The 16314-nt window shown below is 33.1% G+C and carries 9 protein-coding genes; 1 reads left to right on the top strand and 8 read right to left on the bottom strand.

What is annotated here, in order from left to right; all coding sequences use genetic code 11:
* Positions 1-2 precede the first annotated feature (2 nt).
* From EYD46_RS07345 to EYD46_RS07330, 4 genes are all read right to left on the bottom strand, one after another.
* Positions 3-818 (bottom strand): mechanosensitive ion channel family protein, encoded by an 816-nt coding sequence (locus EYD46_RS07345; protein ID WP_130936432.1) that lies wholly within the window; start codon positions 816-818, stop codon positions 3-5.
* 76 nt (positions 819-894) lie between these two features.
* On the bottom strand, positions 895-1248 hold the full coding sequence (locus tag EYD46_RS07340; protein ID WP_130936431.1) for a DUF1304 domain-containing protein: 354 nt from the start codon (positions 1246-1248) through the stop codon (positions 895-897).
* Positions 1245-3350 carry a thioredoxin domain-containing protein gene (locus tag EYD46_RS07335; protein WP_130936430.1) on the bottom strand — a complete coding sequence of 702 codons (2106 nt, stop codon included), beginning with the start codon at positions 3348-3350 and terminating at the stop codon, positions 1245-1247. Before EYD46_RS07335 ends, EYD46_RS07340 begins: the two co-directional genes overlap by 4 nt.
* A 78-nt stretch (positions 3351-3428) precedes the next feature.
* A complete protein-coding gene (locus tag EYD46_RS07330) occupies positions 3429-3629 on the bottom strand; it encodes a dodecin family protein (RefSeq protein ID WP_130936429.1) in 201 nt (66 codons plus the stop codon).
* 225 nt (positions 3630-3854) lie between these two features.
* Here EYD46_RS07330 and EYD46_RS07325 point away from each other — a divergent pair, with 225 nt between their 5' ends.
* Positions 3855-6059, top strand: coding sequence for a beta-glucosidase family protein (locus EYD46_RS07325; protein ID WP_130936428.1), 2205 nt, complete (start codon positions 3855-3857; stop codon positions 6057-6059).
* Between the two features lie 428 nt (positions 6060-6487).
* On the opposite strand, the gene EYD46_RS07320 is transcribed toward EYD46_RS07325, so the two are convergent.
* The 4 genes from EYD46_RS07320 to EYD46_RS07305 form a co-directional block, all read right to left on the bottom strand.
* The gene (locus EYD46_RS07320) at positions 6488-8113 is read right to left on the bottom strand and encodes a PKD domain-containing protein (RefSeq protein ID WP_130936427.1); all 1626 of its coding nucleotides are present in this window, start codon (positions 8111-8113) and stop codon (positions 6488-6490) included.
* Between the two features lie 48 nt (positions 8114-8161).
* A complete protein-coding gene (locus EYD46_RS07315) occupies positions 8162-11479 on the bottom strand; it encodes an FG-GAP-like repeat-containing protein (RefSeq protein WP_229731322.1) in 3318 nt (1105 codons plus the stop codon).
* A gap of 117 nt (positions 11480-11596) precedes the next feature.
* Positions 11597-13096 (bottom strand): RagB/SusD family nutrient uptake outer membrane protein, encoded by a 1500-nt coding sequence (locus EYD46_RS07310; RefSeq protein ID WP_165454356.1) that lies wholly within the window; start codon positions 13094-13096, stop codon positions 11597-11599.
* 13 nt (positions 13097-13109) lie between these two features.
* Entirely contained in the window at positions 13110-16199 is a 3090-nt protein-coding gene (locus EYD46_RS07305; RefSeq protein ID WP_130936425.1) for a SusC/RagA family TonB-linked outer membrane protein, read from the bottom strand.
* Positions 16200-16314: the final 115 nt, after the last annotated feature.

Raw genomic sequence — 16314 nt, 5'->3', positions numbered from 1 at the left:
TTTTAAGCATCTTTATGTATTTCAACACTGTGTGGGTAAGGAATTTCAATGCCAGCAGCATCAAGAGCTAATTTACATTTTTCAATAGTACCAAAATATACATCCCAATAATCTGCAACTGTAGCATAAGGTCTTACCGCAAAGTTTACAGAGCTATCAGCAAGTTCAGATACATTTACAGAAGGTGCAGGATCTTTTAATACTTGAGGATTATCTGTTAATACCTTCATTAAAACATCTTTAGTTTGTTTTATATCGGCATCATAACTTACACCTATTGTTAAATCTACTCTTAACTTGCCTTCTGTAGAATAATTTGTAATATTTCCGTTGGAAAGTGCACCATTAGGAATAATAATTTCTTTGTTCGTAGGAGATACTATTTTAGTTGTAAAAATTTCAATTTCCTTTACAACACCAAGTTCTCCTTGGGCTTCTATTAAATCACCAATTTTAATAGGTTTAAATATCATAATTAAAACACCTCCAGCAAAATTTCCTAGAGATCCTTGTAAAGCCATACCTATAGCTAAACCAGCAGCAGCTAAAATTGCAGCAAAGGATGTGGTTTCCACACCTAATTGAGATAAAATCGCAAGGAATAAAAGGATTTTTAAAATCCAACCGATGAGGTTAAGCAAGAACTTTTGTAAACTTTCATCATAGTTTTTTTTGGACATTACTTTGGCAACACCTTTGTTAATTTTTTTGATTATCCACGAACCGATAATCCATATAGCGATTGCGCCGATAATTTTAACACCATATTCTACAATGAAACCTTGTGCCATTTCAAGATACTTGTCTACGTTTTCCATAATTTTTTTAGTTTTTAGTAGTTACTAAAATAAAAACTATTGCTTAGTTTTTATGTGATTAAATGATTAATTAATTCTAAATAAAGCAAAAAACAAGAGCTATTATAGCAGGAACAGCTTGTATTAAAAATAGCTTTAATTGCTTTGTTGAATAAGACCCAAAAATACCTGCTATGGTCACACAGATTAGAAATAATACAGCTATTTCTTTATTTTTAGTAATACTAGAATAAACCAATCCAGCAGCTAAAAATCCGTTATACAATCCTTGATTTGCTGCTAATACTTTGGTGTCTTCGGCAAATTTTTTAGATTTTAAACCAAAGGTTTTAATGCCTTTTGGGGTTGTCCATAAAAACATTTCTAGCACTAAAAAGTAAAGATGTTCTAATGCAACAATTGAGGTAAAAATAATTGCTATTGTACTCATTTGTTTAATAAATTAATGGCTTTATCTACTTCATCTACTGGTAATTTGCAGGCTTTATTCACACAAACATAAATAAGTGTCTTATTTGGAGTATACCTATGTTTTAGTAAAGGCATGTTGTTTTCAGAAGTGCTTCCAGCTATTAGTTTGTTGGGAATATAGTTTTGATTTAATTCAGAAATCTTTTCTTTGGCTTGTTGTCCTGCAATGGCAACTTCATAAAACGGATTGGTATAATTCAACATCAAATCAAACCAATTAGAATATGCAGTGGGGTACTTCAACATTTCTGGTTTTACATTGTTTAACATTGTTATTGCTGATGAGGCAAATAATGTGTTGTCAAAATAATGCGATAGCTTAAATAAGTTTTTAGCCATCATGGAATTACTACTAGGAATAACATTATCATGATATACCATATTTCTAGAAACTAAAGAAGCATCTTCGTTTGAGGTATAGTAAAATAATTTACTACGCTCTTCATAAAAATGCTTGAATGTATAATTTGCTAAATCGTTTGCTATTTTTAACCATTTATCATTTAAGCTAACTTCATAAAGCGCTATAAAAGCATCAATTACTGTAGCATAATCATCAAGGTAACCGTTAATTTTACTCTTACCTTCTTTGTAGGTGTGATTTAACCCACCATCATTTCGTAGCACTTTAGACACTATAAAATCGGCATTCTTTTCTGCTGCATCTAAATAAGCTTTATTTTGCAATGCACGATAGGCGTCTACATAAGCTTTGAGCATCAAGCCATTCCATGATGTTAAGGTTTTATCATCCATTCTTGGTTTAGGTCTTGTATTCCTAGCTTTTGAAAGAGCAGATTTCCATATAGATTTTTTTTCATTAAGTAGTTCTTGTGATATGTCATGTTTTTTCAAAAAGCTAATATTATCATCTTTTCTGATGAGTACATAGTTGCTTTTTTCCCATAATCCATAATTGTTAATATTATAGTAATCAGAAAATAATTGAAAGTCTTCTTTTAGTATTGTTTTTAATTCTGCTTTTTGCCATACATAAAAAGCACCTTCCTCTAATTCATCTTTAGGAGTTTTACTATCTGCATCAAAAGAAGAATAGAAAGCACCTTCGCTGGTTGTCATTTCAGATTTTAAAAAATTTAGTGTTTCTTCAACTACTTCTTTATATAAATTATTATGAGTTAGTAAATATGCATCTGAATATAAACTGACTAATTGCGCATTATCGTACAGCATTTTTTCAAAATGAGGTACGTGCCATCTACCATCAGTAGAATATCTCGAAAATCCACCTCCAACATGATCATAAACACCTCCAAAAGCAATTTTTTTAAGTGTAAGATTTACAAAATCTAAAAGCTTTTTATCATCAGTTTGGTATGCATAACGCAATAGAAAATGGTAGTTATTAGGCATCATAAACTTAGGCTCTCGATTAGTACCACCAAATTTGTAGTCAAATTGTTTAGACCAGTTATCAACAGCCTCAGAGATAAATGTTTTTTCAAAAATAGGAGCATCGTTATTTACGTCTACAACTGATATAGAGTTTATCCCTTTTTGAATGTTCTCTGCTTGCTGTATAAGCTTGTTAGGTTCCTCGCTGTAGAGTTTAGAAATTTGATTTAAAACACTTATCCACTGTTCTTTTGGTAAGTAGGTATCTCCCCAAATAGGCCTTCCATCTGGTAGCGCTACTACATTTAAGGGCCATCCACCACTACCTTTCATAAGTTGAACAGCATTCATGTAAATTTGATCTACATCTGGTCTTTCCTCTCTATCTACCTTTATATTTATAAAGTCCTTATTCATTACTTGAGCAACCAAGCTGTCCTCAAAGCTTTCATGTTCCATAACATGACACCAATGGCAAGATGAGTAACCAACACTAATTAGCATTAATTTGTTTTCTTTTTTGGCTTTTTCTAAAGTCTCATTATTCCAGGCGTACCAATCTACTGGATTGTGGGCATGCTGTAGTAAGTAAGGACTAGTTTCATTTATTAAAGCATTTGTGTATTTATGTTGATTTTTGGATTCCTGATTTTGGCTTTTACAATTCATAAGAATTACCAGAAATAATAGTAGTGTATACTTCATAACTCAAAGTTAGTTAAAAAAGGGCATAAAAAAAGCGTTCAAAATAATGAACGCTGGTAAATTTTGTGCCGCTTTATGTTACTTCACTTCAAAAGTAATTTTTACGTTTACTCTAAAATCTGTTATTTCCCCACCATCAACACTTGCGCTTTGATCTTGAACATAAACAGAACGAATATTTTTAACGCTTTTTGACGCCTGTGCTACTGCTTTTTTAGTAGCATCTTCCCAACTTTTTTCTGAGTTTGCTAATACTTCAATAACTTTTAATATTGCCATGATATATATATATATTAGATTTAAGTTAATAAATAGTTTTTTTATAAGACACGGGGTATATAATAAGGTCACTTATTTAATTGAGTAGGCTAGTGTTACAAAACTTAAATGATTGGTTGGCTTAAATATTCTAATAATTGCTTAATTAGTTCTAAGTACTCATAATAGCTTAAAGTAATTTTATGCCCATTCATAAAAAAGAAAAAAATTAAACATTAATCATTTATGTCTATTAAGTATTATACCCTCACACTTTTATGTTCATTCGTATTATTCAATTTTTCACTAGCTCAAGATCGTTTATCTGATAACGATAAAGAGATAAATAAAAAAATTGATAGTATTTTACAGTTGCTAACTTTAGAAGAAAAAGTTGCAATGTGTCATGCACAATCAAAATTTAGTACAAAAGGAGTTGAACGACTTGGGATTCCGGAAGTATGGATGAGCGATGGTCCTCATGGCGTTAGAGCAGAAATAGGCTGGGATTCATGGAACTATGCTGGCTGGACTAATGATTCTATTACGGCATTTCCAGCACTAACTTGTTTAGCGGCAGGTTTTAATCCAGATTTATCTGCTCAATTTGGAAGAAGTATTGGAGAAGAAGCACTTTATAGAGAAAAAGATGTATTACTGGGACCAGGAGTTAATATATATAGAACACCACTTAATGGTAGGAATTTTGAGTATATGGGAGAAGATCCTTTTTTAGCTTCAAAAATGGTAGTGCCCTATATTAAAGGTGTACAAGCAAATAATGTAGCAGCTTGTGTGAAACATTTTGCATTAAATAATCAAGAGCATTGGAGAAGTACAATTAACGTTGAAGCTAGTGATAGAGCTTTATATGAAATTTATTTACCGGCCTTTAAAGCTGCTGTAAAAGAAGCTGGTGTATGGGCTGTTATGGGTGCATATAACAAATTTAGAGGACAGTATACTACACATCACGAATTATTAACTAAAACCATTCTAAAAGATCATTGGGGGTATGATGGTGTTGTAATTAGTGATTGGAGTTCTACGCATAACACGATGGAAGCCGCTCTTAACGGATTAGATATGGAAATGGGAACAGGTACAGATGGATTAGGAACAACAACAGCAAATCATTACGACTACTATTATTTAGCGTCTCCGTTTTTGAAAGCCTTAAAAAATGGAGATATAGATGAAGCAGTGGTTGATGATAAAGTTAGACGTATTTTAAGATTAATGTATCGTACTACATTAAAACCAAATAGAGGCTTTGGTAGAATTAATAATAAAGAACACCATGATGTTGCTAGAAAAGTTGCTCAAGAAGGCATTGTACTTTTAAAAAATAAAAATAATTTCTTTCCTATTGAAGATAAAGAAGGGATTACTATAGCTGTGATTGGAGAAAATGCAACACGCTCTATGACTGCTGGTGGAGGCTCTTCTGAATTAAAACCTCAATTTGAAATCTCTCCTCTTGAGGGGCTTAAACAACGCTACAAAAAGGCTAAAATTATTCATGCTATGGGATACCATACAGGCCCATCTGTTTATGATAATATAATCCCGTCTAAATTGAATCAAGATTCATTACGAATACAAGCTATAGAAATAGCTAAAAAGGCAGATATTGTTTTGTACGTAGGTGGACTAAATAAAAGCCATTTACAAGATTGTGAAGGTGATGATAGGCAGTCTTATGAGCTTCCATATAATCAAGAAAGTTTTATTAATGAGCTGAAGGCAGTTAACTCTAATTTAGGAATGCTACTTGTTACAGGAAATGCTGTAGCAACACCATGGCTGTCTAAAGTTGACGGTTTAATTCAAACATGGTATTTAGGTAGTATGGCTGGGCATGCTATTGCAGACGTAGTAAGTGGAGATATTAACCCTTCAGGGAAACTTCCATTTTCATTTCCCAAACAATTAAAGGATAATGGTGCTCATTTTTATGGAGAATTATCATATCCTGGCGATGGTGTTAATCAATATTACAAAGAGGATATTTTAGTAGGCTATAGATGGTTTGATACTAAAAAGATAGAGCCAGAGTTTGCTTTTGGATATGGGTTATCCTATTCTGATTTTAGTATCTCTAATATTGCTGTTAACAAGAAAAAAAACACTTCTGATGAAACTATTCTAGTGTCTTGTAATGTTAGTAATACAGGCAACATCGACGGTTCTGAGGTGGTTCAAGTGTATGTTGGCAAGAAAAATTCTAAGGTTAAGCGAGCATTAAAAGAGCTTAAAGGGTTTAAAAAAGTTTTTGTTGAAAAAGGAAAATCTAAAAATGTAAGTATAAGTGTTCCTGTTTCATCTTTGGCATATTATGATGTGTCTGCCTCAGACTGGAGTATTGAAACAGGCGGTTATATTATATATGTAGGTAATGCTTCAAACAATATTGATAAGACCATAAACATAAACGTTAAACAGAAATAACAGATTTAATATTTAAAGATTACATAATTATATAGTTTAAAAAGCTCAGGATGAAATTTTATCCTGAGCTTTTTAATATTATCTATAAATGAAACCATAAAAAGACGCCCACTATACAGTTTTAATTTGATGTATGTTCTATAAAAAGCTGTTTCGTTATATAGACACAATTTAGAATTTGGAGTGATCTAAGTAAAAGTAAATAAGATGTCTTTACAATCATTATTCTAACACAATATGGATTCTTTTTTGTCGACGAATTAAATTAACTGTTTCTAGCTACAGATTTAACTAGAAATACTAGTGCTAGTGAAAAGAGTTTTGTTTAAAAAGAAGAATGTTATTCATTTAAAAACCCAAGCTTTATTAAGAAATACCATCTTAATAAAGCTTGGATTAAATAATTGTTTTATTTATCTAATACCTTCTTAAGGTTTAATAATATCGTCCATATAAAATGTACCTGTATCTTCGTTGGGCCCATTAACTATAAACACAATTTGTGTATATGCACCAACTTGGTTGGCTGGTAGCGGTGCAAAATTCTCAGGATCATTTGGTTCAAAAGCTTTTGTAGCGTTTGAGTAATCAAACGTTAGTTCTTCCCAACCAGAACCTGTATGATTAACTTGTACGTTGGCAGACCTTGCTCCAGTAGGAGAAACTTTTAAATCTACAGAAAGTAAAGCAGGTATTTCTGAATATAGTTTTATTGTAATAATCTTATCTTCTGTTGTTAAATCTAAAAGAGGAATATCAAAACCTGAACCTTGGAATAAACCCGGACCTCTCTGTATTTCTAGAACTTTAGAGGAACTATTTACAGCATTTGGGAATGGATTATCTACAATTTGAATTGGTGCACCAAAGTCGAAAGAGCCTTCTAATGTAATATCTTCAAAATCAAATACATATTGTGGTCCTGCAGGAGCGTCTCCAAGGCTTTGTACAAAATCATCTAAAAAGAATGTTCCTTGTGTACTACCGGGGCCGTCAATAAAAAATGCAATGGTACCGTATTGTCCTGTTGGTGTTATGGATTGAAAATTTTCAGGATCGTTTGGAATAAAAACTTTAGATGCGTTAAAGAAATTAAATTCTAATGTTTCCCAACCAGAACCTGTATGGTTAGTAACTACCTCTACTCCGCGTTCTCCGTTAACACCGTTTACAAATTGTAATGTGATAGGAATCGTGTTACCTGTATCGTTAAACACCTTAACGAACATTGTTTTTTTATTGCTGCTAAAATCTATTGGTGTTGGTAAGTCGTACACAAAACCTTCAAATGAATTACCTGAATTGGTTATGGCAGCAACATTACTTTCTTCTTCATTTGTTCCAGACAGATTAGGGTTTGCTACTATTTCTGTAGATACACCACCAAAAGGATTAAAAGTATAATCTGTTATTGGGTCATCAAACGTTAACAATAAATCTAAGGGACCAACTTGTATTGATGTAAACTCTGTAATTTGGTTAGATTTTCCAGTGTCAGGATTACTAGCTTCAATATTAATTTGAAAATCGCCTCCTTCTGCATAAATATGTCTTATACTGTCTCCAGCATTTACAGTTTCTTGGGTGCCATCACCAAAATTAATTACAAATTGTGTTGCATTATCTGCTACAGGAGTAAGTTCCACTTCTTTAGCTGTTTCAGATACCAGAAGCCCGCTCTCAATATTTAATATAGCTGTGCGCTCAACAAATATATTTTGTGTTGTTTCTGTAGTTTTATCATTTGGAGATATAGCTACTATTCTAACAGTATACTCTCCTTCAGGATAAACGTTTTCTATAGTTTTATTTCTGCCAATTAAAGCTTGGTTATTGCTTGGGTCACCGAAAAATACTCTAAAGGAAGATACCCCTTTAGCTGTTGGTGATACAGTCACAACCCCAGAGTTGTCAGTAGCAACAGTTATTATAGCCTGAACTTCTGTAGGTGCTTCATCAGCAAATAGTACATAATTGAAATCATTTTCGTCCTCACATGAAGTAGTAGCCAAAACAAGGGCGAAAGAAATTAAAAGTGTTAGAAGATTTTTCATTATTAGATTAGTTTTGGTTTTAATTATATGTTATTATTTAGATCTTGACTAGCTTTTATTTAACTTAGTAAATTGCAAGAAGTCATTATTTTTAGCTGATATGATATATGTATCGTTTTTTATTTTTATTTCAGCAATATCTTTTACATCTCCACTACTGAAAAAACCACTGCTTTTTGATGGTACAGCCTTAAAATTACCCTTGCCATTGCCTTTTAGAAATACACCATGTCCCGCATCTGCTCTGGGTGTTTCTACTTCAGATGCATATAAATTTCCTGCAGCTAGGGCATCTAAATGCCCATCTTTATCAAAATCATCCACTAATATTTGATTTAGAGGGCTTATCTGTGCAGGGTTAGGTAGTTTATGCTGATTAAATCCGTTACCCGTGTTTTCTAAATAAACACTTGCAAAAGATTTTACTTGATAATGAATACCATTTTTAAGTTTTTTTGGATCATAAATATCAGTTAAGGTGGCGGTAGAAAACACATCATAGCTTTCATATTTCTTTTTGATATTTGGCATTTGTTGCGATGAGCATTCTCTACCTCTTACAGGATATTTTTTGCCATTATTGTAGTAACTCAATACTATATCGTTGATGTTATTACCGTCGAAATCATTCAAATAAACATCAAAAGTTTCTTCAGTATTAGCTTTGTATTTGTAGTTTAAACCAAGATTGCCACAAATTAGATCTTGGTCGCCATCACCATCAAAATCTCCATTGGATAAACTAAACCACCATCCTACTGTATCGTCTAATCCTAATTTAGTAGTGGTTTCTTCTAGGCTTCCTTTATTGTTTTTAAATACTCGTATTGGCATCCATTCTCCAGTAACAAATAAATCTTTCCAGCCATCTTTATCATAATCCAACCATAATGCTGTTGTAACTAACCCCATTTTTGAGAAATGATCAGATTCCTTAGTGTTTATTTTGAATTTTGGACTGCCTTTTCTTCCTACATTTTCTAATAGATAACTGTTGGCAGGATAGGGATAGTTAGCTGGTATTAATCTACCTCCTACAAAAAGATCGAGATCCCCATCTTTGTCATAATCTTCCGCAATTACCCTACTGCCACTAGAAAGCATTTGTGGTAACGCTAGTTTACTTTTTATAAAATTACCATTACCTTGATTTATATAAAGACGGTCTTTTAACATTTTAGAGTTATACTTAAACTCATTACCACCGCTTACAATATAAAGATCATTATCTCCATCGTTATCGGCATCAAAAATTAAAGCTCCAATATCTTCATGAAATCTGTCTTGTATGAGTACTTTAGTTTTTTGCTGTTTAAAAGAACCATCTGGTTTTTGAAAAAACATACCTCCTGGATATTTTGATGCAGCACCAACATAAAGATCGTCTAAACCATCTCCATTTAAGTCGCCAACAGCAATTCCCGGACCAAATTGAGATGTTTTATGTGGTAATAATATTTCATATTTAAAATCATCGTAAATGTTTTCTTTGTGTTTGTAAACAACTAAAGTATCTGTTACATTTTCAAAAAGTGTGTTTGTTTTAGCTGACGCTGTTTCTTGGTTGGTATTAGCATTTTGGTAGTTTATAGCTATATGCTTGTTAACATCAATATTTTTTAAAATTTGAATTTTACCATCAGGCCAAGTCACTTTAGCTTGTTTTACAGATTTTGTTTTCCCCAGTCCAAAATGTAATTCTGGTGCTACAGAAGATTGAAAGCCTCTGCTAAGTGTTAAAACTTGTGTTTGGTTATGAGTGTCTAATTCTAGATCTACTCTTGCACCTAAACCGAAAGTGTTTTTAGAATGTCCCTTAAAATTAAATACTAAGTAGTTGTTGGTTTCTGAACTTGTATTCTCAAAAATTGTAGCTTTATCATCTATGTTGTTGGTAACTATTTCTAGATCCCCATCATTATCTAAATCTACATATATGGCGCCATTAGAAAAGCCTTCTTTTTGTAACCCCCAAGCTTTATTAACCTTTTCGAAGGTTAAGTCGCCTTTGTTTTTAAAAACATAGTTATCAATTTTTTCAGAAGGAATATTTAAACTCTTGGACAGTAGACTATCTTTTTGCTTTTTCTGTCCTTTAAGCCCTATAAAGTAGTCTTTGTTATTAATTTCTCTTCGAGTACCGTTAGATATAAAAACATCTTTCCATCCATCGTTATCTAAGTCTGCAAATAGGGGAGCCCAACTCCAATCTGTTGATGATAACCCGGCAAGTCTAGATATATCACTATATTTAGGAAGTTCATCTTCCTGGTTGCCAAGGCCTAGTTGCAGTGTGTTTTGCATGTATTGGTATTGAAAGCCTACTTTCTCGATGTTATCAAAAATTTGAGGATTCATACTAGCCATATTTGCTTTAGAGCGCCTATTGGATTCGGCATCCATATCCATTTGAAGAATATCTAATAATCCATCATTATTGAAATCTGCAATATCTACTCCCATTCCATAAAATGAAGTATGATTTGTTGATGTTTTTATTTTATCTGAAAATGAACCGTCTTTATTGTTAATGTACATACAATCAGGGCTTCCAAAATCGTTAGATACATATATGTCTGTCCATCCATCATTGTTTAAATCTGAAACTGTAACACTAAGTGATAAACTGTACATTTTTACATTAGCTTCATCAGTTACCTTAGTGAATTTTCCGCCATCATTACGATAAAGGTTGTCGGTTTCTACATCTGTAACCCTATCCATTCTCATTTTGTAGTTGTAACTATTGTAATTAAATGGTGTAATTGGGTAATTTGCTACAAAAACATCAAGGTCTCCATCGTTGTCGTAGTCAAAAAAGGATGCATCTACACTATTACCAACGTCGTTTAATCCAAATGTTTTAGCATGTTCAGAAAATGTATTGTCTCCATTATTTATGTATAATTGGTTCTCTTTTGGTGTAGATTGGCCTCCAACTAAGCAATAAATATCTAGGTACCCATCATTATTAACATCTGCCATTGTTGTACCTGTGTACCATCTGTTATCTCCTGAGATTCCTGCAGACTCTGTAATATCCTCAAACTGTAAATTACCTTTATTTAAATACAGTTTATTGTCTACCATATTTCCAGTAAAGAAAAGATCTGTAAGTCCATCATTATTAATATCTCCAGCAGAAACGCCTCCTCCCATATATAAATAAGGGTAAGTAAAATAGTTTAAGGTATCACTTTCGGTAAGTGTATTTGCGAATGCAATATTAGTAGTATCACTTAATAGCTCATTGAAAATAACCTGATTATATGATGTGATTGGTTGCGCCTTTGTTTTTGCATCATCTAAACAAGACAACAAAACAGTGCACACCATACTACATAATACTATTAAGGTTCTTTTCATTATCAGGTTTAAATTTAAAGTTTATTAAAAAGTATAGCAGTAAGAAGCACAGTTATAAACATTACTTCTTACTGGCTATAACAAACAACTCAAAATTTGACTAATTATCTATTAAAGTTAATATCCTGGATTTTGGTCCTCAGGCCCAATGCCATCATTTGTATCTATTTCAACCTGTGGTATAGGCATGAGTCTATGTACATTAGGGTTGTATCCTCTGGATTGTCCAGAGTCATTTGTTGTGATTTCTTGAGCATCTAAATTCCACCTGACCAGATCATCAAATCTTACCTGTTCACCACATAGTTCTATCATACGCTCGTGTACTATGGCATTAAATATTCCTGATGGTGTATCAACAGGATATCCAGCAGCATCCATTTCAGGTGTGCCGTATAATGGCATTTCTACCCGTTCTCTTATCTGATTTAAGAATTCTAAAGCTGCTGCATCATTTCCTAATCTTAGTTCAACTTCAGCTTGCATCAGCACTACATCTGCATAGCGTAGTATTCTGGCATTTGTAGATCCATTTTGTACGACTTGAGCATTATCATAAAGTTGTGAAAATTTAAACCATCTAATATTACCTTGATTCCAAATTAAATCGTTGTTTGGTCCATAGGTAACACCATTTTGAAGAATAGTTAAATTAAGACGTGGGTCGTCATCTTCAAATTCAGCTAATAGTTTATTTGATGGGTTAAGGTTACCCCAACCTGTATATTCTTGCGCATGAAAAGTAACCTCAGATACGCCTATACCTGTTTGGGACCATAAATCTTGTTCTGTAGCATCTCCATTAAACGATACTTCAAATAAAGATTCATCATTGTATTCTCCTGAATCATTAAAGTTATCAGTATAGTCTTCTAATGGTAAAAGCGAGTAATCTGTTATTTGTGCAAAAGTAGTTTGAGCTTCGTCATACATTTCTCTGTGTAAATATACTTTGCCTAGCATACCAAGAGCAGCACCACTAGTTGCTCTGCCATTTTCTGTTGAACCCTTAGGGAATAAAAGTTCTGAAGCCATTTTAAAATCATCAATAATAGCTTCGTATACTTCATCTACTGTATTTCTAGGTTGAGGTGTAATAGTAGGCTGCGATTTTAACAATAATGGCACACCTCCATAACGCTTTACCAAAAAGAAATAATACAAACCTCTAAGAAAATGGGCTTGACCAATTGCATCCTTTACATCTGCTTCTGTAAAATTAGATGTGGCTAATCTCGCTCTCATGTTTTCTTCTCCTTCAAGTACAAAATTACATGCACCTATGCCGTTGTAGCAGTTATTCCAGAAGCGTGTTGTTTGCTCTAAAGAAGGCGTCATTGAGAAATTGAATGAGGTTATAAAATTTGGATCTCCACCAGATTCAGATTCATCAGAAAAAGTGTCTGGTAAAATATATCCATACCTTTGGTATAGACCTGAGTTTTGTAATTGAGCATAAGCGGCATTAGCTGCTGCCTCAATTTGTGCAAGTGATTCAAAGAAGCTATCAGGAGACAACTCATTTGTGTTTTTTACTTCAACATTATCGTTACAAGACAACATGAATAATGATGCTATTATAACAATAACGGTGTTAAGTTTAACTGTTTTTTTCATATCTCTCATTTTTTTAAAATTCTAATTGCAATCCTATTATAAAAGTTTGTGGTCTTGGTGCCTCACCTCGGTCTATACTTGTACCTTGTAGAAGACCATTTGCACCATAAAATGGGGCTATCTCAGGATCTAATCCGCTGTATTCTGTTAGAGTTACTAAATTTTGTCCCTGTAGATAAAGACGTGCTTTTGACAGAACACCTTTAAAAGTATCATTCAATAAATCACTAGGAAAACTATACCCTAATGTTATATTTCTTAATCTAGCATAAGAAGCATCTTGTAAATATCTTGTAGATATAAAATTATTAGGATTATTACCTTCAAATCTAAATCGAGGTATATCTGTAATGTCTCCTGGATTTTGCCAACGCCTAAGAACATCTACACTATGGTTGGTTACGTTTTCTTGACCTTGTAGAAACCATATATTTGCGTTTAAAGCATCTACACCATAAACGCCAGTAATTAACATGCTTAAATCAAAATTTTTGTAATTGGCTTTAATATTTGCAGCGAATGTAAAATCTGGGTTAGGATCTCCTATAACGAATCTATCCTGTTCATCAATATCACCATCCCCATTAACATCTCTATATCTCACATCTCCTGGTCTTGGTAAGAATACTTGTCCAGAATTTGAGTCTAAGTTATCAGCTCCTAAGTGATCAATTATAGCTTGTTCATCAGAATACACACCTTCAAATTCTAAACCATAAAAATGGAATATAGGTTCTCCTGGGGCTAATCTACTTAGCTGTTCTGAAAAAGGTGGGTTGAATGAGGCTTGTCTTAACTGTTGAGTCACAGACCCCAATGTAATTACGTTACTTTCTGATCGTGATACGTTACCCCAAAAACTCCATTTAAAGTCACCTTCATAATCATTATAGCCTAGAGTTAATTCTAAGCCTTCTACTTCAACATCTCCAACATTTTTAGGTAATACTACACCTGTTAATCCGTCTCCAGGAATACCTGCTGAAGGTCTTTGAGCTTCTCCAACTATTAAACCATCACTTCTGTTATTAAAGTAATCTGCTGCAAATGTTACTTTATTGTTCCATAAGCCCAATTCGAATCCGTAATTCTGATTTATACCTTGTTCCCACACTAAATCACGATTGTTGGCTCCAACTACAGTAAAACCGTTTTGTCTTGCCTCATCGATAGGGAAGTTAAAGCTAGGGGCTACAGATGGTTGAAATTGGTTTACTCTAGAACCTGAATTTGGTAGTCTATTATTTCCTGTAATACCGTAACTTGCTTTAAATTTTAGATTGTTAATTACATCGCTATTTTCAAGAAATTTTTCTTTAGATGCTATCCATCCAATAGATGCTCCTGGAAACCATCCTACACTGTTTTCTGGTGCAAAGAAGGAAGATTTATCTCTACGTATAGACCCTTGTATAAGATATTTTTCTTTGTAGTTATAACTTAAACGTCCTAAATAAGACACTAGTTTAACAGGTATAGTGAAACTATTTGAGATACCGTTTTGCACCTCTGGAATTTCTGAGGTAACATCGGTAGACAAATCGCCTGTTAAAACTTCAGTTTTATCTTTTTGCTGTTCTGCAACTAATGTTGCATTAAAATAATGATTGCCAAATGATTTACTGTAATTTAGGGTATTAGTTAAAATTGTAGAAATTGAGTTGGTTCTTCTCTTAGAAATAACAGTATTTTGTTGTCCAAATCGACCTGTAGTTACAAATGCTCTTGAGATATTATCTTGATAGTCGTATCTAGCATTTAAACCAAATTGAGACCTTAAGGTTAAACCTTCTAGTAGTTTAAATTCAGCATATAAACTTCCAATTAAAGAAGTGGCTCTGTTAAGGTTATCCTCAGTTTCTTGTACCCTAACTTGGTTTCTAGAGTTATTAACGTCTCCCGCATTAGGACCAGCAAAACTACCATCAGGATTTCTTACAGGAATGTATGGAGCAGCTGCAATAATATTATATAATGGTACACGACCACCACTTGTTTGTGGTGCTATAGTTTCTGTGTAACCGTAAGCAAATGTTTCTCCAATTTTAAAGTTATCATTTATTTTTGCTTCACTATTAGCATTAAAAGTATAACGTTTAAAATTAGTATCTATATATATACCATCTTGATCAAATGCTGAGAATGAGAAGTTATATTTTGCTTTTTCAGTACCACCATTAGCTCCAAAGTTATAACTTGTTAAAGCAGCGGTTCTAAATAATGCATCTTGCCAATCGGTCTCAATACCATTACCATCAAATAAAGGGTTATTATTGATAACACTTACTAATGTTCCACCTTCATCTTGTGCATTTATTTCTTTTATATATTGTACATACTGTTCTGTGTTTAGTAGATCGTATCTTTGATTAGACTGTTGAAAGCCTGTGTATGTACTAAACGTAAATGATGTTCTACCTACCACACCTTGCTTTGTAGTTACAATTATTACACCATTAGATCCTCTAGAACCATAAATAGCCGCCGCTGCTGCATCTTTTAATACATCTATTTTTTCTATACTAGCAGGATCAATATTATTAATACTGTTAGTAAAAACACCATCTACTACATATAAAGGTTCTCCATCTCCAAACGTGTTCAAACCTCGTATGCTAACCAAGGTTCTAGAACCTGGAGCTCCTCCAGCTGAAATACTAACACCAGCAGCTCTACCTTGAAGTGTTTGAGATATATCTGCTACTGGAATTTCGTTTAGTTCTTCAGACTTCACAGATGATATAGAAGTGGTAAGAGTAGATCTTTGCTGAGAACCATACCCTATAACAACAACTTCGTCTAATGCTTGTAAGTCTTCATCTAACTTAATAGTTATCACGGTTTTTTCGTTTACAGTAATTTCTTTAGAGATATATCCTAGAAAACTAACTGAAATCACTGGGTTTTTGGATGTTAGGTTTAGAGAAAACTTACCGTCAAAATCTGCCGTGGTACCGTTATTTGTTCCCTTTTCTATGATACTAGCTCCAGGTAAAGGCGAAACTCCGTCTGAAACAGTACCAGTAATGGTTTGAGCCATTATAAGGTTTGTGAACATTAAAACAACTACAAAGAGTAGTCTTTTTGAGCAATGTAATGTCATAATTTAGTTGAATTTAGTTAGTCTTGTTAATTTTATTATGAGAAAAAACATACTTGTCTATCAAATTTAGTTTTAATCTCATTTTGTGGTTAAAACAATTGAAGCAATATTTAGT

Source organism: Hyunsoonleella pacifica (assembly GCF_004310335.1).
Classification (GTDB): domain Bacteria; phylum Bacteroidota; class Bacteroidia; order Flavobacteriales; family Flavobacteriaceae; genus Jejuia; species Jejuia pacifica.
The sequence above is the reverse complement of the archived record's forward strand: the minus strand, read 5'-3'. Positions and strand labels throughout refer to the sequence as shown.

Coding starts and splice junctions, on each gene's coding strand:
- EYD46_RS07325 (WP_130936428.1), top strand. CDS start 3,855: ATGTCTATTAAGTATTATACCCTCACACTTTTATGTTCATTCGTATTA.
- EYD46_RS07310 (WP_165454356.1), bottom strand. CDS start 13,096: ATGAAAAAAACAGTTAAACTTAACACCGTTATTGTTATAATAGCATCA.
- EYD46_RS07345 (WP_130936432.1), bottom strand. CDS start 818: ATGGAAAACGTAGACAAGTATCTTGAAATGGCACAAGGTTTCATTGTA.
- EYD46_RS07305 (WP_130936425.1), bottom strand. CDS start 16,199: ATGACATTACATTGCTCAAAAAGACTACTCTTTGTAGTTGTTTTAATG.
- EYD46_RS07340 (WP_130936431.1), bottom strand. CDS start 1,248: ATGAGTACAATAGCAATTATTTTTACCTCAATTGTTGCATTAGAACAT.
- EYD46_RS07330 (WP_130936429.1), bottom strand. CDS start 3,629: ATGGCAATATTAAAAGTTATTGAAGTATTAGCAAACTCAGAAAAAAGT.
- EYD46_RS07315 (WP_229731322.1), bottom strand. CDS start 11,479: ATGAAAAGAACCTTAATAGTATTATGTAGTATGGTGTGCACTGTTTTG.
- EYD46_RS07335 (WP_130936430.1), bottom strand. CDS start 3,350: ATGAAGTATACACTACTATTATTTCTGGTAATTCTTATGAATTGTAAA.
- EYD46_RS07320 (WP_130936427.1), bottom strand. CDS start 8,113: ATGAAAAATCTTCTAACACTTTTAATTTCTTTCGCCCTTGTTTTGGCT.